Raw genomic sequence first — 17,439 nt, 5'->3', positions numbered from 1 at the left:
CACGCTATTTCGGCCGTGGAATTCGATTCAGTAAATACGAAACACATATTTATTGCATTAATTGTTGTCTTCGCTCTATGTTTAGGATTCATTTTTGGATATTTATTGAATAATAAAGCATTATTGGAGGTGGAAGGGAAATACGACACCTGTATAGCTAACCTCACCGACGCCCGCCAGAACGCATCGGATCTGTATCAGAAATACAATAATTGTGGGCAAAAAAGGTCGTACTATGTCGGAGAGGTGGAGGAACTTGAAGAAGAAATCAAAGACACTAATGCCGCTTTAGCCAATTCCAACAACACAATCAAGGAATTAAATAACTCTCTCAATGATTCCAAGGAGCAAATAATAGACTTAGAGAGGCAGATAAACAGATCTATTACTATCTCCGAGACCCGTGAGTATAATATTCGAGTATTGAATAGGGAATTTGACCTATTTTTGATTACCCTCTCAATCCCTCTATTCGGGATTAGTGGTATTTTTGGATTTATTGCCTCAATAGGGTGGGTGAAGTCTGAAAACAAGAAACTCAGAACGGGAATCTTCATAGCTGAAGCAATCTTCTTGATAGCCGGACTCATCTCTCTTTTCCTGAGTTCTTAAGTTTGAGAGTGATCGACGGACAGAAACGGGTCTTCCAACACCCAAAACAGGCAGAACTCACAAAGAAAGGGGAACAACACCTCGAACAAGCCGACACAGAACCACTGGACGAATACGAGAACCTGAGCCACCGGGAACTCGTCGAGAAAACCCACAGACTCGAAAACCAATTAGAGGACCTGAAGCAGAAGTTCGAAGTGTTCCGAGAACAGGTCCAGAGAAGTATTGAATAACTCTCTTCCACCGGAATTCAAACCCTTAGAAGAACTGATCCACTGACCTACTCCACTCCTTATCCAGCAACTGGTAAGCAGAATCAAAATCGTAGTCCCAGAGAGAACGCTTCAACCTCTCCGCGTCCTCTTCTCCCAGGAAAAGCACCAATTCAAGACATATCCTCTCCACCGCCTTCCGATACTGCAAACCGTACTCATCCAAGGCATCCAGTTCCCTGAACAAGTCACGCTGAACCTCGCCCTGTTCAACAGCCTTTTCGAGGACACTCACCATCTCATACGGCTTCGGCAAACCATCCTCATCCAATAACTGGTCTCCGCTCATATACAAGGAGAAAAGCCGCTGAAGACACTAGATTCTTTCTTACGCTTCCGAGAACAGATACTCAGTAGTCATACCAGTTATTCCAGAGATCCACGAGCTTTCGAATGAACTCATCCGCGTCAGAAGTAGACCACTGAGTAGATTTGCTCCCGAACAAAGCCTGAATCTCGTTCTGGCAATCAAACTCGTCTATTCTTGCTTCCACGAGCCAGTCAACGACGTTCCTGTATCGTTCCTGTAAATCATTGGTATACTCGTCTGAAGGAACATTATATAACAAACACTCGATACAATAGGACGGAGCCAGTCCTTCTTCTATTTCGTCTTTCTCAACCAGGTATGACCGGGCATTCTTGATTATTCGGATGGTTTCCCGATATCTGCTGTGGACAGATTGGTTCTTATCAGCTCCATTCTGGTAATGGATTTTGGGATAGCTGATTATCTCTTCTCCAGTTGATTGATCTTTGAAACGGATACCCTCATCGTAATCTTGGTCAGAATAACTCTGGAAGCGGTTGTAACGTCGATACTGCTGGCAAACAACAATATCCGCGGGCAGAGGTAGCGAATCACTATCCAAAACCAATGCTCGGTCTTCTACACTGACCGAGCTTCTACCGTAATGGTCTCTAAGAGTATCTACTACATCCTGATGAAAGTCGCTCAATCCATAGCTTGCACTGGAGAACGAGTCCTTGTATCTGGACTTCTGAGTGGAATTAAGACGGGAAAGATTGCGTCTGAACGAGGAATTCAGCTGAACGACTAAGTCGACGTCACTATCAGCGTAGATGTTCGTGGAGTTCCGATACGAGCCTTGAAGGTAAACTTCGAAGTTCTTGTCCTTCTGGTTTGGTATTGAGTTGTCGTCCTCCATTACGTTCTTGACTCGGTTGTAGGTCTTCGTGGCCGAGTCATCTGCCCCTGGGTTACTCCACGTTTCTAGCTGGCTGTCAGGTATACTCATTCTTCCCCTTCCTCCTCTGATTGTTCTTTTTCGAATCCTTCTGGATCAAGCAGCTCTCGTTCTTCCTCAGTCGTAGCCGCCTCTTCATAGATCTCGTCGCCGCGCCGCCATTTCAACCAGCGGTACCAAAAACCGCTTAGCGTGGCCTCAGCTTTCAAATCGTGGCGTTCTGAAGCCAGCTCATCAAAACGATCACGAATCCACTCCTTCTCTCTATCCCCGTCCTTAAGATCTAACTCTATGAAGTCCTGGATCTCATCGTAGAGCTCTTGGTAATTTCTCCCCAGGGTGTGTATTTTCTCAGCTCGCTTGCCTGGTTTTCTGTTCCCTTTGAAAATGGAGATGGCTGCGACGGACAACGAGAGTAGTGCCATAACCCAGACTGGGACTTTCCTCCAAGCCAGTCCATAGGTTATTACACCACCAGCGAGCGCCATATAGGCGTCTGTTCCCACGTCAACTACAGACCAGAAACTCGCTGCGGTGTAGTATCGTTTAAAATTCCACAGATTGCTGTTTTGCTCTTCTAGAGCCCGATTGTATATCCGGTTCCGAAAGTCAACGTCCAGATCATTTCCCGTCATACAAACTACCTCAGTTGAACTCGTCTCCGTAGACCTCACGGTATTTTTCTTTGGCTTCCTCGGTTTTTCCCTGCTCCTGAAGCTGCTTCGCCTGTCTCAGCTTCTCCTGAGCATTATACGCTTTTTTAGCAGCTCTTCTCTTCTCCTCGCTGCTCATCCCTTTGTCCAGCCGTTCCTGATATACCGGTTCCCGCGTCTCACTCTGCATATAATCCGGAAGGCGTCTGAAGAACCGGTGCATATGCTCAGTAGTAGAAGCATTAGCGGGGGCATCTTCCCTGAAGTACTGATACGCCATATTCACCATATGGAACGATGAAACCGGTTTCCCGTTCTTCTCGTTCCATTTCTTCGCCGTAACTGCAACCTGCTGAAGCTTCCCGTTATTATTCTGATCCACCGCCTCGTACATCGACTGGAAGCGACGGGGATTTGTCCCTCTCCAAGACTCCTCTCCATAGGTGTCGGGAATCACATATCCTTGATTCGGGTTGTCTCGACTTCCAGGATGGAAAGGCAGCTCGATTCCTCCAACAGTAGCCGGATCACCAGGCTCCTCCGGGTTCTGAGCAGCAGAGTACTCAAACGCCGGAGTCACTTCTACCTTGAAATCGCTGAACTCAACAGCGACAACACTCCTGTCGATGTAGACGTTCTGATTCGGATACTTCTTCTCAAGGGTGCGTTTTACCGCACGGAGAGCGTTACGTGTCCCTTTGCCGTCTTTAGCCCACTCACCGTGCTCTTCTTCGTCCAGAACTACGAGAATATCAACATCTGTTTCGTTATCGAGAGGGCGGGTAGCGGTGCCCTGAAGAACAGAACCGTAGATACTGCTTTCCTTTATATGGAACCCGTCATCATCCAGATGACCGACAACGGTCTCTTTCCGTTCCTCCATCCTACGGCCCTGTCGGTCGGTGATCTGTGCACTCTCGGCGTGCTCCTGATGCGACTCCTCGATCTCTTCTTCAGCTTCACGAGGAGAGTCACTATCGCTGCTGGAGCCGATCTGTCGCTGACTCCCAGGCCTCCGTCCTCCAGAAGCAGCAGCGGCACCTCCGCCTCCATCACGTCTCGGCGTGGGCGTTGAGCGATTGCTGCCCATAATCAGGCAGTCACCTCTGTAGAAGTCTCGAAGGAGCCCAGCGTGGTCTGACCTGAGCCGAGGCCAGCAGTTACCTCCTGTTTCCACTCAAGGTATTTTACCCGTGCTTTCGGGATTGAGACATCCCGTAGCTTCGATTTGCGGATCCATCGCTGGCCTGCAACCGCCTCAACTTCGGGAGGCAGTCTCTCCATATAGTTTTCAGACTGACAGCCTATGAGAAGGACGCGCGAAGGACTATACTCAGAGACTATATCTCTTACATCCTCATTTAGAGCGTTTATCCCACCGTTTTTCCCGCCGAAGTACTGCGACCCGTAGAATGCCACATAATCGGTGCCGAGCTTGTCCAGGGTCCTGTAGCAAATCGCTCGCTCCTGCGGTGAGTAACCCTTCACCAGCGGGATAATCTCAGTAGAAACCCCTTTCATCTGCTCATACATCCACTCGGTACCTTCCATCAATAGCTCAATATTTTGAACCCGGTCTTCAGGGTCCATATCGCCGTATACCCAGTAGTCCGTAGGAATATGATACGTTGGCTGGAACGCTTCCACAATATCTCGCTCTTTCTCCCAGCCGAAGTCTTTCAAATCCTCATCTGGTATCGTTGTAGTGGTGATGACTGCCTTATCGGTATAGCTGGATGCTGTCAGACCTTGGCGGAGAAGCCTCTCTGCGTGGTCGATAGGCAGCATCACTGTGTCTACGCCGGAGAAGCCGTTGTAGAACTTCTCGTGTCTGGTCTGACGCTCGGTTCGAGGTATGACGCCTGAAGGCTTCGATTGCTGGGAGCCCTGGTGTTTTTCTCTGGGATCCATATTGAGTTCCACCTGAAATTTTGGTTCGGTACATCGTTTCGTATGCACCCAAGAGTTATAAATCCGCTGTTGCTCAAAATGGGAAATCGTACAAAATAATTTCTACGAACTCACAGAGTATCCCTTCCCTTTTACAAGCACCACTAGTACTAACAATACAGAGGAGACGGAAAATGACTGAGAAAGTCCATATCATCCCGGTGGGGTTCGACTACGAACGCCTCTTTCAGCCGATTTCACAAGGAAAACTCGATGCCGACAAAGTATACCTCCTACATTCATCAAGAGAAGAAAGCGACGAAGAAGCACGTAGACTTGCAGAAAATATGCTTGCCGAACTGGAGAGAACATTCGATACTGTTCTCGGTATAAACGTTGAAACCGAGGTCGTCGAGAATATTTTCGACTTCGAGAACCTCTACCCCTACGCATACGACAGGATCGAGAAAGAAGTCAAGAAAGGAAACGAGGTATGGGTCAACATCTCCTCTATGCCCCGTACAGTCGCATTTGCCTTCGCCACAGCAGCAAACAGCCTACTCGTCGAAAACAACGACTACAGAAACCAGATACACACGTACTACGTCTCACCCGAGGACTACCTCGTCACTGAAATGATCGAACAGTTCCGAGAAGAAAAAGAATTCCTCGAAAAGCACCGGGACAAAGGAGACGAGTTCGAAGAACGGTACAATAAGATATCAGAGACAGTCGATCAGATAGACACCAGCGGCGTGACTAAAGGCGCAGCTAAAATGAACGGAGGACTTCACGTCGAATTCCCCACTATACCCTCCTCGGACCTCCACGACTTCGAAAAAACACTCCTTCATTTCCTTGACGATATTGGAACCGCTGATTCCATCTCAGATCTAGCTAAGCAACTGGCGGAACATCTCAATGATAATACAGACCCGGACTCGTTCAAAAGCAAGGTGCAGTACAACGTCAACCAGTTAGAAGACAAGGGATTCGTAAAGATAGAGAAAGAGAAGAACAGGCACAAACCCACTTTAGATACTGTTGGAGAACTCTGGGTCAACACCCATCCAAAAGACAATCCCGGCAAACTAACCCAGTAGTTTCTCTATCAGCGCCTACAATGGGGGTTCTCCTCTCTGGTGTTCCCCACAGAATCAGGGAGTAGTCTTTGAGCCGTCCTGTCTGGAAGGTCTTTGTCGTGTATTTCGTCGATAACAGTCCAGAGGTCGTATCCTACACGTCTCAGTTCCACGTCTAAGGATTCGGTATCGACTACTGCGTAAGCTGCTCTTGGATCATCGTCTCGCGGTTGACCGACACTTCCAGGATTCAAGATTATGCCTTCGTCGAAGTGTTCGACGTGCTGGACGTGAGTGTGGCCGAGAAGCAAACCGGTGTACCCGTCGAGGTACTGTTTCAAGTTCTCGAACTGATCCGGCATCACGTACCTGTCCGTAGCCTTGGGATGGCTGTGGACGGCGTAGAGTCCTGTACCCCTTACCTCTCGTTTCTCAGGAAGGCTTTGGAGGTACTCGATCTCTTGGCTACCGAGTTCTTGCCTGGCCAGTTTCAAACCGGCGTAAGCACCTTTGTTGCCTCTGTACTGCTCCGGATCCCTGAGTTCCCGGTCGTGATTCCCCTGCAAAACAAGATCACACTCCCTCCGAACCAGGTCAACACAACCGGAAGGAAACGGGTTGTACCCGATGACGTCGCCCAGGCAGATCAAAACATCAACACACGGCATATCCTCTAACACCGCCTCCAACGCAGGAAGATTCGCGTGAACATCCGAAATAACCCCGAGACGCATCTACAGGAAAGAGACGTATTCCGGGGCTTTTGAATCTCTGGAATCTTCAGAAATCAATATATCCTGACAATCCCAAAACATAGTCCGAATGGACCAGTCGAAACGTGAAGCTGTACAAAACTATCTTATTGACGAAATAGGGGTTGAAGAGCTCAAAGAAAAGATCGGTCAGAAAGCCGCTGAAACCGTCCAAGAATCCAGAGAACAACTGAACCAGGCTGAGGAGTTAGCCGAGGAACTCTCTAAACTGTAGCAAGCCGGACTGGGCGTTATCTCCGGGACTTGATCTTCTTGATTGATTCAGGTGTGTAGGCTTGGTCCCGGTGCTCTACTCCAAGTACTACGACTGTGTCACCGTTGAGGTCGAAGAACACTCTATGGTCTAATTCATCGGTTTTCAGCTTCAGTCGGAAGATCTCCAGGCCTTGCTTGTTAAGCAGCGACGTATTTTTACCTAAGGGACTACTTCGCAATTCCTCGATCCTGTCTCTGACCAGCTTCTGGATTTCCTTATCGAACTGTTTCAGGTCTTCAACGGCTCCTTCCCGGATATCAAGCTTCATTCAGGACAACCCGAGTTCTTCATCCAGCTCTTCCAAGGTGTAGCCTTCAGATTCGCCTTCCTCGTACTCTTTAACACGTTTCCGAAGCTTCTCCGCTACTTCAGGCCGCAGCACAAGGTCTTCCTCGACTTTATCCCGAAGTGCTTCTCGGACGTACTCTGAGACGCTGTTGTAGTTTTTCCTCTCAGCTACTGCCTCTATCTCGCTTTTCTGGTCATCGGGTAGCTTGATCGTCAACGAAGCCACAAAATATCACCACGGTAATACTATGGTAAGAAACTTATTTAAGATTACAATTATTCCTCTACTTTCTTCAGGTCGTGTCTTCTGAAGTGGATGTCTGGTACGTCGCCGTTGTCGAGTTTGACGGTGTAGATGAAGTTGTCTTCGCTGTCTCCGGTTACTGACGCGGCATCGTCAAAATCTACGTCGATGATCTCTCCGGTCCTGCCGTGGAGATGATTGTCTGGCCCAAGTTCTTTGTCAAGTATGAGTTTGACCTGGTCGCCTTTCTGGTATGCCTGCGCGATGGTTGAATCACTCTGTGGCTTGGTCAAGGAGTTTTTCCTGGGTTAATGTGGAGATGAGAAGTAGGCGTTCTTGCGCGTCCATTTCCGCGAAGGCGTTCTTGTAGCGGTTGATTGTGTCCCTGCTGACGTCGAGTTCTTCTGCGGTCTGTGTCTGGTTGCTTCGGGTGATCGCGTCGACGTACCGGGCTGCTGTTTCGCGTGTCAACCCGTACTCTTCCAGTACCTCCGTTGTGTTCATCCTGCTATGGATGTAGTTGGAGGATTGATTTTTATTAGAGAAACTCACTGGCGGCAGATCTAGAGATAGGGAAGAAAGAAGAGAGTGTTTAGAATGGTCCATCGTTTGACCGCCTCATACTGTAGCTCTCGGTTTTGGAGATGATGACGTGGTCGAGTAGTTCGACGTTGATCTTCTCCAGTACTTCGTAGGCTTGCCTGGTGACTTCGATGTCTTTTCTTGTTGCTCCTGAGCTGCCGGAGGGGTGGTTGTGTACAAGGATGACTGCGCCGGCGTTGGTGACGGCGGCAGTCCTGACCACGTCCTGTATGTCCATTTCCACGGTGTCGCGGCTTCCTACACCGATTATTTTGTCTCCGATGAAACGGTTGCTGTTGGTGAGGAAGACGGCGTACAGGTGCTCTTTCTGCTCGTATTTCAGGGATTCGTATCGCCGGGTGACGTCGTGAAGCGATTTTACGGTGTCCGGGTCCTGTTCCTCTACCTCGGCTTTGACTGTGAGGTTACCGAGCTCCTGCTTCACTCCGTACCACCTTCGGCGTCTTGGTACCCGTCGACTCGGATTTCTTCGTAGTGGTGAATCATGTAGATGATTTCCTTCTTCGCTATCTGGGTGGCGTTCTCTGGCCGTAGTTTGAGGTCGTGGGTGGCGGCGAAGTCCCGTAGGTCTCCGCTGTGTGCGTCGTCCTCCCACTGCTTGGCGACCTGGTGGAACTTTTCTCCGCCGATACGCTTCACCTCTGCCAGTACTTCCCGGATTGCGACGTGCTTGGTGTGTTCTTCGCTGGTTTTGAAGGTTTGACCGCATTTGCAGGTTATCCCGTGCTCCGATTCCAATCCAATCACCTTATCTTACATATTGTCTACAACTTTTAAATAAGTATCTTACACTTCGACAGGTGTCCTGCCTTAAATATTTAAAAACTGATACAAAATCAAAACACAATGAAATGTGCATTTGGAAACTGCGAACAACAACACGACCTCTGGATCAAACCCCACGCAGACAGCGACGTCGTACCAATATGCCGAGGCTGCGCAGAAAATGAAACCGAAAAATACCACCTCAGCTACCAGGACAGCAAACCTCCTGAAGAAGTAGAGGACTACATCATCGCCTACAACCCGGACACTGCTTTAGCAGAGCAACTAATCGATATCTCCGACGAACTCGAACAAACCCTCACACAATACGAAGGCGACAACCAGGAACAGATACAGAAAGTGGTCAACGCGAGAAACAACATCGAGGAAGCAATCACCAACCTATAGCAGACAGGTACGGAAAACCAGCACCGGAAACAGCCCCGAACAATATACCAGGGGCACAAAGACAGGTCTGAAACAGGTCTTACTCACTTCCTCCTGGTTCGACAGAAAGGTTTGAATCAGGTTCTAAACTCGAACGACTTACTACCGTATACGGGTTTCCAGGGAGCGACAGGAAGGAAGAGGAGGGGTGAGAGGGGTTTAGTCTATGTTGTTGACCGCGTCCTGCTGCCGGGTCGTACTACTGTGCTCGTACTTCTCCGTCGTCCGCTTCGACTTGTGACGGCATTGTTGGGCGGCGACTGCAAGTCCTTCCTCTTCGGCTACGTAGGTCGCAGTACTGTGTCGAATGCTGTACGGTGTTAGGTCTCGGTTTTCGAGGTCGAGGCCAGCTTCGGACGCGATCTTGCGGAAGACGTCCCGGAAAGAGTCTTTGTCGTACCTGTTCTCGTACATTGTGAGCCAGAGTGCGTCTCGGCCGTCGTACTTCTCGCGTGTTTCGCGTTCGTCGAGCCAGCGTTTGAGGATTTGACTGGTTTCTTCTTTGAGTGCGACTATCCAGTTTTCCCGGTTCTTACTGCTTTCTTCTCTGGGTATTCTCAGTACGCCGTTTTCGGTGTCGACCCAGTGAACATTACTTCGCTTAATCTCGATAGGACGTAGGCCCGCATCCAAGGCGACGTGGATCATAGAGGTGTACTTGAAGCTGTTTGCCCGCTCCCAGTCCTTCATCGTGATTTCCTCCTTCGGCTTCTGAAGTCGCTGAGAGAGATACGTCTTCCATCTATCGCGTTCACTCGGGGTTACGGAGTTGTAGTGGGGTACCGAGCCGTAGCTCATTGCGGCTTCCCGCATTTTCCGGCGGTCGTCTTTGGTTAGGTAGTCCCGAGGCGTGTAGGTTGTAGAGGGGTCGCTGTACTTGATCTCGGGTTGCCATTCGACGTTTTTGTTGCGGGCTTCTCTTTTCCACTTGAACAGGGTTTTCGCGGCTTTCTGGTAGTGGTTCTTCGTGGATTCTTTCATTTCCTGGCGTGCGAGGTGGCGCATCCAGTCGTCGGCGTCGTCCGTGGATAGTTCCTGGACGAACCGGCCTTTCCTGTCCCAGACGAACCGGTAGAAGAGGTCTAAACGGTTCATCCGGTTTTTGGCGGTAGAGTGGCTGTAGCCTTCGGCTTTCTCCGGGTTTTTGCCGAGGCCGAGCATCCATTCTGCCAGGTTGCGGCGGTGTTCGCGGTATGTGACTTCTTGTCTTGGGTTCAGGTATTCTTGTGCGTCTTCGGTGACGAGGACGATCCCGTCAACCTTGTTTTCACTGCTGTACGTCATAGTTCGATCCTCTGTCTAGAAACTAGACGTTTTGCTCGGCAAGTTTTAAATGTATAATGTAGTATGCCTGTCTTTTCTTCGAAAACGCGTGACGGCGTCGGGGTACCAGATTTGGTACCGGGTACTCGTTCTTGCGCGGTGGACATTGTTTCACCGACGAAGAACCCGGTAACTACCGGACGTAACAGCCAAAGAGAGCCTAGGCCGGGATTTGAACCCGGGCTCTCGTCCTTACCAAGGACGCGCTTTACCGCTAAGCTACCCAGGCGCACTCTGGGGTTGCCACGAATCGTCTTTAGGGGTTTCGATCCGGTCCGGTGCTCAGTCGTCGACCGAGGTGGGGACGCCCTCGCTGGCGGGGGCATCGCCAGCGAGTGTCCGGAGCGAGTCGCCGACCCGCTCGGCGAAGAACTGGTCGACCGGCGGGAACCCGGCCCCGTCGGCGAGGTCAGCCGCGAACTCCCGGAGCCGGGGCGTGGCGTGCCCGCCCGCGGCGGTCGTCCCTGCGACGACGGCGAGTTCGAGCACGTCCGCCTCGAGGTTCCGGTCGAGGCCGGGGTCGTCGGTTTCCCGGCGGACGGTCTGGTCGCGGCCGAAGGCACGGACCGTCTCGACGGCGGCGTCGGCCGCCTCGGTGCGCGCGAGGAGGTAGAACCCACGCGCGACGAGGACGTCGGCCGTGAGGATGGCGAGGTCGCCCTCGTCGCGGTCGCCGGTCTCCCAGGGTTCCTCGCGTGCGAGCTGGCGGGTGAGGGCGAGGCCCTCGTAGATGAGCTGGACGCCGGCCGCACGCCGGGTAACCGGGTCGAGCGCGGGCTCCTCGGGCTCGACTGCCCGGTCGGTCACCGCTTCGACACTCCGGAGCGTGAGCACGCCAGGTATCGATGACCCGGCGGAGAGCTGCTCCTCGAGGCGCTCGCGGAGCCTGACGGGGTCGATATCCTCGACAGCCCCGAGCGCTGCCCGACGCACCGCCGCCGCTTCCTGCATCGGTCATGTGTTGGGTCGGCAGGGGCAAAGACCTTTGGAAACGCCACCCGGCCCGGTCACAGCGGGGGCGGGTCTCGGCCCCGGTCCGGGCGTCCGCGAACGACTCTCGCCTGGAACCGAAACGGCTGAGTGGGCCGGCAACCGAGCGGGGGTGAATGGAGGAGTGTTCGTACTGCGGGCAGTCGTTCGACGACGAGGAGGGGTATCTCGCCCACCTCGCGGACGAGCACGAGAGGGAGCTGAGCGCCATCGACCGCCGGCGCGTCGAGGGGTACGAGTCCGACCGTGGGGACGACGGCCTCCCGACGGGGCCGCTGGTGCTCGGAGTCGTCTTCGGGGTGGCCGTGTTGCTCGTCGTCTACGTGACCCTCTTTATGGGCAGCGGGACGGGCGCCGCCGACGTCGGCCAGGCCGGGACCGCCCACGAACACGGGACGATCAACGTCACCATCGACGGACGGACGGTCGACTTCAGCCAAGAGCGGTACCAGGTCACCCAGACCGGGAACAGCCGCTTTCACTTCGAGGGCGGAACGGCGGTCTGGCACAAACACGCCACCGGCGTGACCCTCGAGTACGCCCTGGGCGTCCACGGGATCGAGGTCAGCGAGGACAGCGTCACCGTCGACGGGACGACCTACCGCGCGAGCGACCCCGGAACGGAGGTCGTCGTGGAAGTGAACGGCGAGCCCGTCGACCCGAGCGAGTACGTCATCCAGGGGGCGTCCTCGGCGAGTGCCGCCGAGCAGGGCGACCACATCCGGGTCGTGGTCCGGACGGACAGTTCCTGACAGGCGGCTCCTGACCGGCAACTCCCGGCCCCGGTGAACGGCCCACCTCGGCGTTCAGTAGAGGGGGTCGGGTCCCGGCGGGAACGCCCGCTTGTGAGCGCTTCGCTCGTACATCCCGCGGACGCGCTCGACGACCGACTCCTCGACGCGCAGGTGACGGGCCGTCGCCGAGACCGAGAGCGGCCCGTCGACGTGGAGGGCGAGGACGGCGTCCAGCGTGTCGTAGTCGAGGCCGAGTTCCTCCTCGTCGGTCTGGTCAGTCCACAGCTCCGCGCTCGCGGTCTTGCCGGCCAGGTCCTCGGGGACGCCGACGTGGCGGGCAAGCTGGCGGACCTGCTGTTTGTAGAGGTTCGCGATGGGCAGACAGTCCACGGCGCCGTCGCCGTACTTCGTGAAGTAGCCCACCAGCGCCTCCGACTTGTTGCCGGTCCCGAGAACGAGCCCGCCCCGGCGGTTGGCCGCGAAGTAGTTCAGGACGGTCCGGACCCGCGCCCGGAGGTTCCCGACGGCCACCTTCTCGGTCTCGTCGGCCGGCTCGCCGCCGGGCTCAGCGCCAGGGTGGGCCTCCAGAACGGCGTCGACGATCGGGTTGATCCCGACCACGTCGTACTCGACATCAAGCAGTTCGCTCGCGACCCGCTCCGCGTCGCTCATGTTGCCCTCGCGGTTGACCTCGCTGGGAAGGACAAGCCCGTACACCGAATCCGCCCCCAGCGCCTCGACGGCGAGGTAGGCGGTGAGCGTGCTGTCGATCCCGCCCGAGAGGGCGATGATCCCGGTGTCGACGCCGGCGGCGTCGGCCTGCGCGGCGATGAAGTCGGTGATGTGCTCGCGGTGACGCTCCAGTTCGGACTCGGAGAGCGAGAGGTCCAAAGACCGCTCCGTCGTCGTGCTGGACATACCCACTGTGAGGGGCTGGACGGACTAATAGGTCCTGACGGCGCGGCGAGGGTGGACGCGCGTCGAATTTCCCGAAGCGCTACACTCAAGTGGGACACCCGGGAAACAAAAGGTGAGCGCCGGTGGTAAGCGGATCCGTCGGATTTGCGAGCCTCGGCGCGCGAGGAGCGAAGCGAGTGAGCGCCGGTGGTCTAGTGGTAGGACATGAGCTTCCCAAGCTCATAGCCCGGGTTCAATTCCCGGCCGGCGCACTTCTGCGAGGAATGGACGTGACGAGCGAAGTCGCCAGAGGGAATTGAACCACGCAAATCCGAGCGGTAGCGAGGATTTGCCATCGGGTCCAATTCCCGGCCGGCGCACTTCCCGACCCGAACAGACGTGAGGGTCGTGTGTGCGGAATACCGTCAGTCGATGTCGATGCGGCGTGTCTCCTCTGCCTCGCTTTTCGGGAGCGTGACCGTCAGGACGCCGTTTGTGAGTGTCGCGCTGGCAGCGTCGGGGTCGACCTCTGCGGGGAGACGCAACGACCGGGTCGCCGTGGCGTGGTGACGCTCCCGCCGGACGTAGTCCCCATCGTGTTCCTCCGCCGTTTCGCTGTGGTCGGCTTCGACACGCAGGGTCCGGTCGGAGACCCGGATGTCGACCTCCTCGCTCGTGAAGCCGGGCACGTCGACGGTGACCACTATCTCGTCGGCGTGGTCGACGACGTCGGCCGCGGGGCGTACTCCGGTTCCGGGGCGGCCCTCCTCGGTCCACCACTCGGCAGCGTCGTCGAACTGGTCGGTCATCCGCTCGAACATCCGCTCCAGGTCCGCGAAGGGGTTGTTCTGTCGTTGCATCGGCTGTCACTTCCCCGCCGACGGGCATTGGTATATCCCAGTTACCGGCACGGCGGAAGTACGGCTCGCCGGCGGGCGGACCCGCTCGCGGCGTCGGGTATCCCCGGATTATCACTCGACGGCGATCCCGCCTTTCATGCCGACCGAGAGATGTGGCTCGCAGTGGTACAGTGCGACGCCGGTGTCGGGCAGCGTCTGTGTGAACTGGACGCCCTCGGCGTCGATGGCATCACCGGAGCTGAACTCGTAGTCAGACTCCCCGATCTGGTCGTCGGGTTCGGCCTCGACGTTGTGCAGACCGCCCCGGCCGGTCCACGACCACCGGACCTCGGTCCCGGCGTCGACGACGAACGCCGCCGGGGCGAACGCGAAGTCGCCGCCGTTCCCGCTGGCTCCGACGTTGACGGAGACGCGGCTCCGACCCCGCCGGTCGCTGAGCTGACCGTCGTAGTTGTCGGCGCTGTCCCCGACCTCGGTCTCGGTGAGCCACTCGTCGATGGCGGGGTAGTCCTCGCCCTGGAGACGGCCGCTGGCCCCGTCGCCCGTTCCGTCACCGTCTCCGTCGCCACCGCCACAGCCTGCCAGGCCGGCGGCGGCGGTGACCCCGAGTGTCGCGAGAACGGCTCGCCGTGTCCGTCTGTTCATGTGTCCACCGAGACTCGCGACACCCGAAAGAATGTGCAGATTACCCGCGGGCCCGGAGCGGCGCCACGAGCGCCGCGGCCGCAACGGCCGGAGGAGACAGGCCACCCTGCCCTCCCCCTCCGTCCCGGGGAACATAAACCGCCCCGTCACCGAACGGGAGCCGATGAGCGAGGACCTCGTGGCGGTCGTCGAGAAACCGCGCGCCCAGGCGGCCATCGGTTCCCTGCGAGCAGAGGGCGTCTACGACGACAGTCGCTCGACCGTCGAGGCCGGCGGCGAGACGGTCGCTATCCCCGTTACCGAGCCGCCCGTCGAGACCGAGGTGCTCGAGGTGGCCCGCCAGGCCGGCGAGCCACGGCTGCGGACCCTCGATGACCACCTCCGCCAGCGGGGCTGGAGCGACGACGACCTGGAGCGGGCGCCGGGGTCGTGGGCGGTCGTCGGCAGCGTCGTCCTCGTCGACCTCGGGGACCTCTCCGCGGAGGACGCCGTGGAGGTCGGCGAGGCGCTGCTGGCGATGCACGGCGGCGCCGACACCGTCCTCGCCCGCGAGGGGGTCGAGGGCGAGCACCGCGAGCCCAGCGTCGAGGTCGTCGCCGGCGAGGGCGATACCGAGACCGTCCACCGCGAGCACGGCACCGAGTACGCCCTGGACCTGGCAGAGGTGATGTTCTCGCCGGGCAACAAGGCCGAGCGCGCCCGGATGGGCGAGGTCGTTTCGGACGGCGAGCGCGTGCTGGACGCCTTCGCCGGCGTGGGCTATTTCACGCTGCCGATGGCTCGCGCCGGCGCCCGCGTGACCGCGGTCGAGCGCAACCCCGACGCCTTCGAGTACCTGCTTGAGAACGCGATGCGAAACGGCGCGACCGACCGGGTCGAGGCCTACCGCGGGGACAACCGCGAGGTCGTCCCCGCGCTCGACAGGGACTTCGACCGCGCGGTCATGGGGTACTACGAGGCCCACGAGTATCTCGACACTGTCCTCCCCGCGCTCGCGTCGGGGGGCGTCCTCCACATGCACGAGGCCACCCCCGAGGCGCTGGTGCCCGACCGGCCCGTCGGGCGCCTGGAGGATGCTGCCGACCGTGCGGGCCGGGCCGTCGAGGTGCTGGAGGTCCGGGATGTGAAGGGGTACAGCGAGGGCGTCCGCCACCTCGTCGTCGACGCGCGGGTGGAGTAAGTGCCGCCAGAAGACTTAGCACGTTCCCAACAAGTGACAGATACATGCGCCGCCGTGATGTACTTGCGACCGCCGGGTTCGCCCTCTCCGGGTCACTCGCCGGCTGTCTCGCCTCGGACAGCGAGCCGGCGACCGCGACGGACCGGCCGCGCGGAGGCGTCGTCTGCCGCTCAGAAGACCGGTGGGCGGAGACGGAACCGGTCGAGACGCACGTCATCGACGACAGGCGGGCTAACCGCCACGCTCGCCAGTGGGAGCGGTGTGACCTCCCGCCAAACGCGGGTGCCATCGAACACCCCGACGCGGACACTGCGGCGGAGTGGAACGCGGACTACCTGGGTGAGGGGATTGCGACAGAGCCGTCCGTCCCCTTCGAGACGACCACACGGGCAGTCAGGGAGACTAACTGGATATCGGGAGACTCCTCGTACGTCGCCGACGTGCTCGACAGCGAGGACGCCGAGCCTTCCGTGGAGACCGGCGAGTTCGGCGACCTGATTCGCCGGCGGGTCGAGGACACTGACTTCTCCGAGTCGGTGCTGGTGTTCGTCGGCGACTGCTGCGGGATGCCGACCTCCGGGCAGGGATGGGCGCGCGTCGAGGCCTCGGGTGGCACGCTGCACCTCCACGGTTACCGGAAGCGTCCCTACGGCGGACCGCAGGTCCCGGCGGGGCTGTACTCGCTGATCGAAGTCGAGCGACCGGCAGCGGAGCTAGACGTCGCCTGTGTCAGCTACAACCACGCGCAGCAGACCCGCCTCCACTTCGACTCGACTGACGGACCGCTCTCGTTTCTGAGAGCGGGCATCGCCAACGACCGCGAGGAGGACGTGACGGTGGAGATGGAGCTCACTGCCGACGGAGAGAAGCGTGTCGACAGCAGTTTTCCCGTCTCGGCCCGCGGTCGGTGGAATCGCATCGGGACGGTCGGACTACCCGGCACGACGTTCCAGGTTGACGTCCGTATCGACAGCCTCGGGGTCGACAGGTCCGAGACGTACGCGCAGTCGGAGTCGCTCGGATTCCGGATCCGGAGGGACGGGACGCTCGATATCGGTTCATCGCGGGACCTCTACTGAGCGCGTCGCGGCCCCATGACCCCGGGGACCCGGCCAGCGCGAAACGCCTAACACGTCGGCCCGCGAAGGGCGGGTATGGACCGCCAGCAGATACTCGCCATCTTCTTCGTGCTCCTGATGGTCGGCTCCTCGGTCGTCTACGGGCTGGCCTCGGTGTTTTAGTCGCCGTCACGTTCTTTACCGAGGGCGTGGAACGCCCGACCGTGAGCCCTCCATCCACTCCCCGCGAGCAGCGGGGCTGTCCGAAGTGCGGTCACACGGAAACAGAGGTCGGCAGCATCTCCACGACCGGCGACGGTCTCAGCAAGATGTTCGACATCCAGACCAACTCCTTCAAGGTCGTCTCCTGCACGCAGTGTGGCTACTCCGAGCTGTACCGCGACGACACACCCGGGAGCAGCGACATCGTGGACGTCTTCCTGGGGTAGATGTCGGTCGCCGCAGTCCTCTTCGCGTTCCTGGCGCTCGGCGTCGGGGGCGGCCTGCTGCTGTACCTGCTGGTCAGGGCGGAACACGGAAAGCAGCGGGAGATGGACCGGCGGACCGCCGAACGCGCCGCACGCCGGGACACCGACGACCGGCGTCGTGACTGGTGATCTAGAGCGACCGGAATGCAGGACAACAAGAAAGCCCCGAGC

At 57.2% G+C, this 17,439-nt stretch carries 27 protein-coding genes and 2 tRNA genes; 11 read left to right on the top strand and 18 right to left on the bottom strand.

Annotated features, from left to right (window positions below):
• Positions 1 to 15: 15 nt before the first annotated feature.
• Both GN153_RS13390 and GN153_RS13385 read left to right on the top strand, forming a co-directional pair.
• On the top strand, positions 16 to 612 hold the full coding sequence (locus tag GN153_RS13390) for a hypothetical protein (RefSeq protein WP_159903614.1): 597 nt from the start codon (positions 16 to 18) through the stop codon (positions 610 to 612).
• Positions 613 to 620: 8 nt separating this feature from the next.
• The gene (locus tag GN153_RS13385) at positions 621 to 845 is read left to right on the top strand and encodes a hypothetical protein (protein WP_201287899.1); all 225 of its coding nucleotides are present in this window, start codon (positions 621 to 623) and stop codon (positions 843 to 845) included.
• 25 nt (positions 846 to 870) lie between these two features.
• Here GN153_RS13385 and GN153_RS13380 read toward each other — a convergent pair whose 3' ends face one another.
• From GN153_RS13380 to GN153_RS13360, 5 genes are all read right to left on the bottom strand, one after another.
• Entirely contained in the window at positions 871 to 1,173 is a 303-nt protein-coding gene (locus tag GN153_RS13380; protein WP_159903610.1) for a hypothetical protein, read from the bottom strand.
• Positions 1,174 to 1,234: 61 nt separating this feature from the next.
• Entirely contained in the window at positions 1,235 to 2,143 is a 909-nt protein-coding gene (locus GN153_RS13375; protein WP_159903608.1) for a nucleotidyltransferase domain-containing protein, read from the bottom strand.
• A complete protein-coding gene (locus GN153_RS13370; RefSeq protein WP_159903606.1) occupies positions 2,140 to 2,727 on the bottom strand; it encodes a hypothetical protein in 588 nt (195 codons plus the stop codon). Before GN153_RS13370 ends, GN153_RS13375 begins: the two co-directional genes overlap by 4 nt.
• A 10-nt stretch (positions 2,728 to 2,737) precedes the next feature.
• Positions 2,738 to 3,835, bottom strand: a complete 1,098-nt coding sequence (locus tag GN153_RS13365; RefSeq protein WP_159903604.1) for a CBASS oligonucleotide cyclase — start codon at positions 3,833 to 3,835, stop codon at positions 2,738 to 2,740.
• Between the two features lie 2 nt (positions 3,836 to 3,837).
• A complete protein-coding gene (locus GN153_RS13360) occupies positions 3,838 to 4,656 on the bottom strand; it encodes a hypothetical protein (protein ID WP_201287898.1) in 819 nt (272 codons plus the stop codon).
• A gap of 173 nt (positions 4,657 to 4,829) precedes the next feature.
• Here GN153_RS13360 and GN153_RS13355 point away from each other — a divergent pair, with 173 nt between their 5' ends.
• Positions 4,830 to 5,738, top strand: coding sequence for an HFX_2341 family transcriptional regulator domain-containing protein (locus GN153_RS13355; protein WP_159903602.1), 909 nt, complete (start codon positions 4,830 to 4,832; stop codon positions 5,736 to 5,738).
• Between the two features lie 8 nt (positions 5,739 to 5,746).
• Here GN153_RS13355 and GN153_RS13350 read toward each other — a convergent pair whose 3' ends face one another.
• Positions 5,747 to 6,451: a metallophosphoesterase family protein gene (locus GN153_RS13350; protein WP_159903600.1), complete on the bottom strand. Its 705-nt coding sequence runs from the start codon at positions 6,449 to 6,451 to the stop codon at positions 5,747 to 5,749.
• 88 nt (positions 6,452 to 6,539) lie between these two features.
• On the opposite strand from GN153_RS13350, the gene GN153_RS13345 reads away from it, so the two are divergent.
• On the top strand, positions 6,540 to 6,704 hold the full coding sequence (locus GN153_RS13345) for a hypothetical protein (protein WP_159903598.1): 165 nt from the start codon (positions 6,540 to 6,542) through the stop codon (positions 6,702 to 6,704).
• 16 nt (positions 6,705 to 6,720) lie between these two features.
• Here GN153_RS13345 and GN153_RS13340 read toward each other — a convergent pair whose 3' ends face one another.
• The 6 genes from GN153_RS13340 to GN153_RS13315 form a co-directional block, all read right to left on the bottom strand.
• Entirely contained in the window at positions 6,721 to 7,014 is a 294-nt protein-coding gene (locus tag GN153_RS13340; RefSeq protein WP_159903596.1) for a type II toxin-antitoxin system RelE family toxin, read from the bottom strand.
• Complete coding sequence (locus tag GN153_RS13335; RefSeq protein ID WP_159903594.1) at positions 7,015 to 7,260, bottom strand: ribbon-helix-helix domain-containing protein; 246 nt, start codon at positions 7,258 to 7,260, stop codon at positions 7,015 to 7,017.
• Positions 7,261 to 7,310: 50 nt separating this feature from the next.
• Positions 7,311 to 7,571: a hypothetical protein gene (locus tag GN153_RS13330; protein WP_159903592.1), complete on the bottom strand. Its 261-nt coding sequence runs from the start codon at positions 7,569 to 7,571 to the stop codon at positions 7,311 to 7,313.
• Positions 7,552 to 7,782, bottom strand: coding sequence for a hypothetical protein (locus GN153_RS13325; protein WP_159903590.1), 231 nt, complete (start codon positions 7,780 to 7,782; stop codon positions 7,552 to 7,554). The genes GN153_RS13330 and GN153_RS13325 overlap by 20 nt, the downstream gene beginning before the upstream one ends.
• Before the next feature lie 88 nt (positions 7,783 to 7,870).
• Entirely contained in the window at positions 7,871 to 8,305 is a 435-nt protein-coding gene (locus tag GN153_RS13320; protein ID WP_159903588.1) for a JAB domain-containing protein, read from the bottom strand.
• A complete protein-coding gene (locus GN153_RS13315) occupies positions 8,302 to 8,628 on the bottom strand; it encodes a hypothetical protein (protein WP_159903586.1) in 327 nt (108 codons plus the stop codon). Before GN153_RS13315 ends, GN153_RS13320 begins: the two co-directional genes overlap by 4 nt.
• Positions 8,629 to 8,727: 99 nt before the next feature.
• Between GN153_RS13315 and GN153_RS13310 the strand changes: the two genes are divergently transcribed.
• Positions 8,728 to 9,054, top strand: coding sequence for a hypothetical protein (locus tag GN153_RS13310; RefSeq protein ID WP_159903584.1), 327 nt, complete (start codon positions 8,728 to 8,730; stop codon positions 9,052 to 9,054).
• 198 nt (positions 9,055 to 9,252) lie between these two features.
• On the opposite strand, the gene GN153_RS13305 is transcribed toward GN153_RS13310, so the two are convergent.
• From GN153_RS13305 to GN153_RS13295, 3 genes are all read right to left on the bottom strand, one after another.
• Entirely contained in the window at positions 9,253 to 10,377 is a 1,125-nt protein-coding gene (locus tag GN153_RS13305) for a tyrosine-type recombinase/integrase (protein ID WP_159903582.1), read from the bottom strand.
• Between the two features lie 196 nt (positions 10,378 to 10,573).
• Positions 10,574 to 10,645: transfer RNA gene (locus tag GN153_RS13300), tRNA-Thr, on the bottom strand.
• Between the two features lie 53 nt (positions 10,646 to 10,698).
• Complete coding sequence (locus tag GN153_RS13295; RefSeq protein ID WP_159903580.1) at positions 10,699 to 11,367, bottom strand: DUF7114 family protein; 669 nt, start codon at positions 11,365 to 11,367, stop codon at positions 10,699 to 10,701.
• A 155-nt stretch (positions 11,368 to 11,522) separates the two neighbouring features.
• Here GN153_RS13295 and GN153_RS13290 point away from each other — a divergent pair, with 155 nt between their 5' ends.
• A complete protein-coding gene (locus GN153_RS13290; protein ID WP_159903578.1) occupies positions 11,523 to 12,158 on the top strand; it encodes a hypothetical protein in 636 nt (211 codons plus the stop codon).
• Positions 12,159 to 12,212: 54 nt separating this feature from the next.
• Here the strand turns inward: GN153_RS13290 and GN153_RS13285 are convergent, their stop codons facing one another.
• Positions 12,213 to 13,058: an NAD+ synthase gene (locus GN153_RS13285; RefSeq protein WP_159903576.1), complete on the bottom strand. Its 846-nt coding sequence runs from the start codon at positions 13,056 to 13,058 to the stop codon at positions 12,213 to 12,215.
• A gap of 180 nt (positions 13,059 to 13,238) precedes the next feature.
• Here GN153_RS13285 and GN153_RS13280 point away from each other — a divergent pair.
• Positions 13,239 to 13,309, top strand: a tRNA-Gly gene (locus GN153_RS13280).
• Between the two features lie 153 nt (positions 13,310 to 13,462).
• Here the strand turns inward: GN153_RS13280 and GN153_RS13275 are convergent.
• Complete coding sequence (locus tag GN153_RS13275; protein WP_159903574.1) at positions 13,463 to 13,897, bottom strand: Hsp20/alpha crystallin family protein; 435 nt, start codon at positions 13,895 to 13,897, stop codon at positions 13,463 to 13,465.
• 111 nt (positions 13,898 to 14,008) lie between these two features.
• Positions 14,009 to 14,542 (bottom strand): halocyanin domain-containing protein, encoded by a 534-nt coding sequence (locus GN153_RS13270; RefSeq protein ID WP_159903572.1) that lies wholly within the window; start codon positions 14,540 to 14,542, stop codon positions 14,009 to 14,011.
• Between the two features lie 163 nt (positions 14,543 to 14,705).
• Here GN153_RS13270 and GN153_RS13265 point away from each other — a divergent pair, with 163 nt between their 5' ends.
• The 4 genes from GN153_RS13265 (at position 14,706) to GN153_RS17580 (ending at position 17,397) form a co-directional block, all read left to right on the top strand.
• Positions 14,706 to 15,722: a class I SAM-dependent methyltransferase gene (locus GN153_RS13265; protein ID WP_159903570.1), complete on the top strand. Its 1,017-nt coding sequence runs from the start codon at positions 14,706 to 14,708 to the stop codon at positions 15,720 to 15,722.
• Positions 15,723 to 15,766: 44 nt separating this feature from the next.
• Entirely contained in the window at positions 15,767 to 16,801 is a 1,035-nt protein-coding gene (locus GN153_RS13260; protein ID WP_159903568.1) for a hypothetical protein, read from the top strand.
• A 203-nt stretch (positions 16,802 to 17,004) separates the two neighbouring features.
• Complete coding sequence (locus tag GN153_RS13255) at positions 17,005 to 17,229, top strand: zinc ribbon domain-containing protein (protein WP_159903566.1); 225 nt, start codon at positions 17,005 to 17,007, stop codon at positions 17,227 to 17,229.
• Complete coding sequence (locus GN153_RS17580) at positions 17,230 to 17,397, top strand: hypothetical protein (protein ID WP_201287897.1); 168 nt, start codon at positions 17,230 to 17,232, stop codon at positions 17,395 to 17,397. It begins immediately after the preceding gene.
• Positions 17,398 to 17,439: the final 42 nt, after the last annotated feature.

The organism is Salinirussus salinus (assembly GCF_009831455.1).
Lineage (GTDB): Archaea > Halobacteriota > Halobacteria > Halobacteriales > Haloarculaceae > Salinirussus > Salinirussus salinus.
Note: the sequence above shows the minus strand (reverse complement) of the source record. Positions and strands in the feature narration are given on the sequence as shown.

Bases quoted from the DNA above. Each gene is read 5' to 3' on its own strand.
- GN153_RS13380 (WP_159903610.1), bottom strand. From the start codon at position 1,173: ATGAGCGGAGACCAGTTATTGGATGAGGATGGTTTGCCGAAGCCGTAT.
- GN153_RS13375 (WP_159903608.1), bottom strand. From the start codon at position 2,143: ATGAGTATACCTGACAGCCAGCTAGAAACGTGGAGTAACCCAGGGGCA.
- GN153_RS13370 (WP_159903606.1), bottom strand. From the start codon at position 2,727: ATGACGGGAAATGATCTGGACGTTGACTTTCGGAACCGGATATACAAT.
- GN153_RS13365 (WP_159903604.1), bottom strand. From the start codon at position 3,835: ATGGGCAGCAATCGCTCAACGCCCACGCCGAGACGTGATGGAGGCGGA.
- GN153_RS13360 (WP_201287898.1), bottom strand. From the start codon at position 4,656: ATGGATCCCAGAGAAAAACACCAGGGCTCCCAGCAATCGAAGCCTTCA.
- GN153_RS13355 (WP_159903602.1), top strand. From the start codon at position 4,830: ATGACTGAGAAAGTCCATATCATCCCGGTGGGGTTCGACTACGAACGC.
- GN153_RS13350 (WP_159903600.1), bottom strand. From the start codon at position 6,451: ATGCGTCTCGGGGTTATTTCGGATGTTCACGCGAATCTTCCTGCGTTG.
- GN153_RS13345 (WP_159903598.1), top strand. From the start codon at position 6,540: ATGGACCAGTCGAAACGTGAAGCTGTACAAAACTATCTTATTGACGAA.
- GN153_RS13340 (WP_159903596.1), bottom strand. From the start codon at position 7,014: ATGAAGCTTGATATCCGGGAAGGAGCCGTTGAAGACCTGAAACAGTTC.
- GN153_RS13325 (WP_159903590.1), bottom strand. From the start codon at position 7,782: ATGAACACAACGGAGGTACTGGAAGAGTACGGGTTGACACGCGAAACA.
- GN153_RS13310 (WP_159903584.1), top strand. From the start codon at position 8,728: ATGAAATGTGCATTTGGAAACTGCGAACAACAACACGACCTCTGGATC.
- GN153_RS13305 (WP_159903582.1), bottom strand. From the start codon at position 10,377: ATGACGTACAGCAGTGAAAACAAGGTTGACGGGATCGTCCTCGTCACC.
- GN153_RS13295 (WP_159903580.1), bottom strand. From the start codon at position 11,367: ATGCAGGAAGCGGCGGCGGTGCGTCGGGCAGCGCTCGGGGCTGTCGAG.
- GN153_RS13290 (WP_159903578.1), top strand. From the start codon at position 11,523: ATGGAGGAGTGTTCGTACTGCGGGCAGTCGTTCGACGACGAGGAGGGG.
- GN153_RS13285 (WP_159903576.1), bottom strand. From the start codon at position 13,058: ATGTCCAGCACGACGACGGAGCGGTCTTTGGACCTCTCGCTCTCCGAG.
- GN153_RS13275 (WP_159903574.1), bottom strand. From the start codon at position 13,897: ATGCAACGACAGAACAACCCCTTCGCGGACCTGGAGCGGATGTTCGAG.
- GN153_RS13270 (WP_159903572.1), bottom strand. From the start codon at position 14,542: ATGAACAGACGGACACGGCGAGCCGTTCTCGCGACACTCGGGGTCACC.
- GN153_RS13265 (WP_159903570.1), top strand. From the start codon at position 14,706: ATGAGCGAGGACCTCGTGGCGGTCGTCGAGAAACCGCGCGCCCAGGCG.
- GN153_RS13260 (WP_159903568.1), top strand. From the start codon at position 15,767: ATGCGCCGCCGTGATGTACTTGCGACCGCCGGGTTCGCCCTCTCCGGG.
- GN153_RS17580 (WP_201287897.1), top strand. From the start codon at position 17,230: ATGTCGGTCGCCGCAGTCCTCTTCGCGTTCCTGGCGCTCGGCGTCGGG.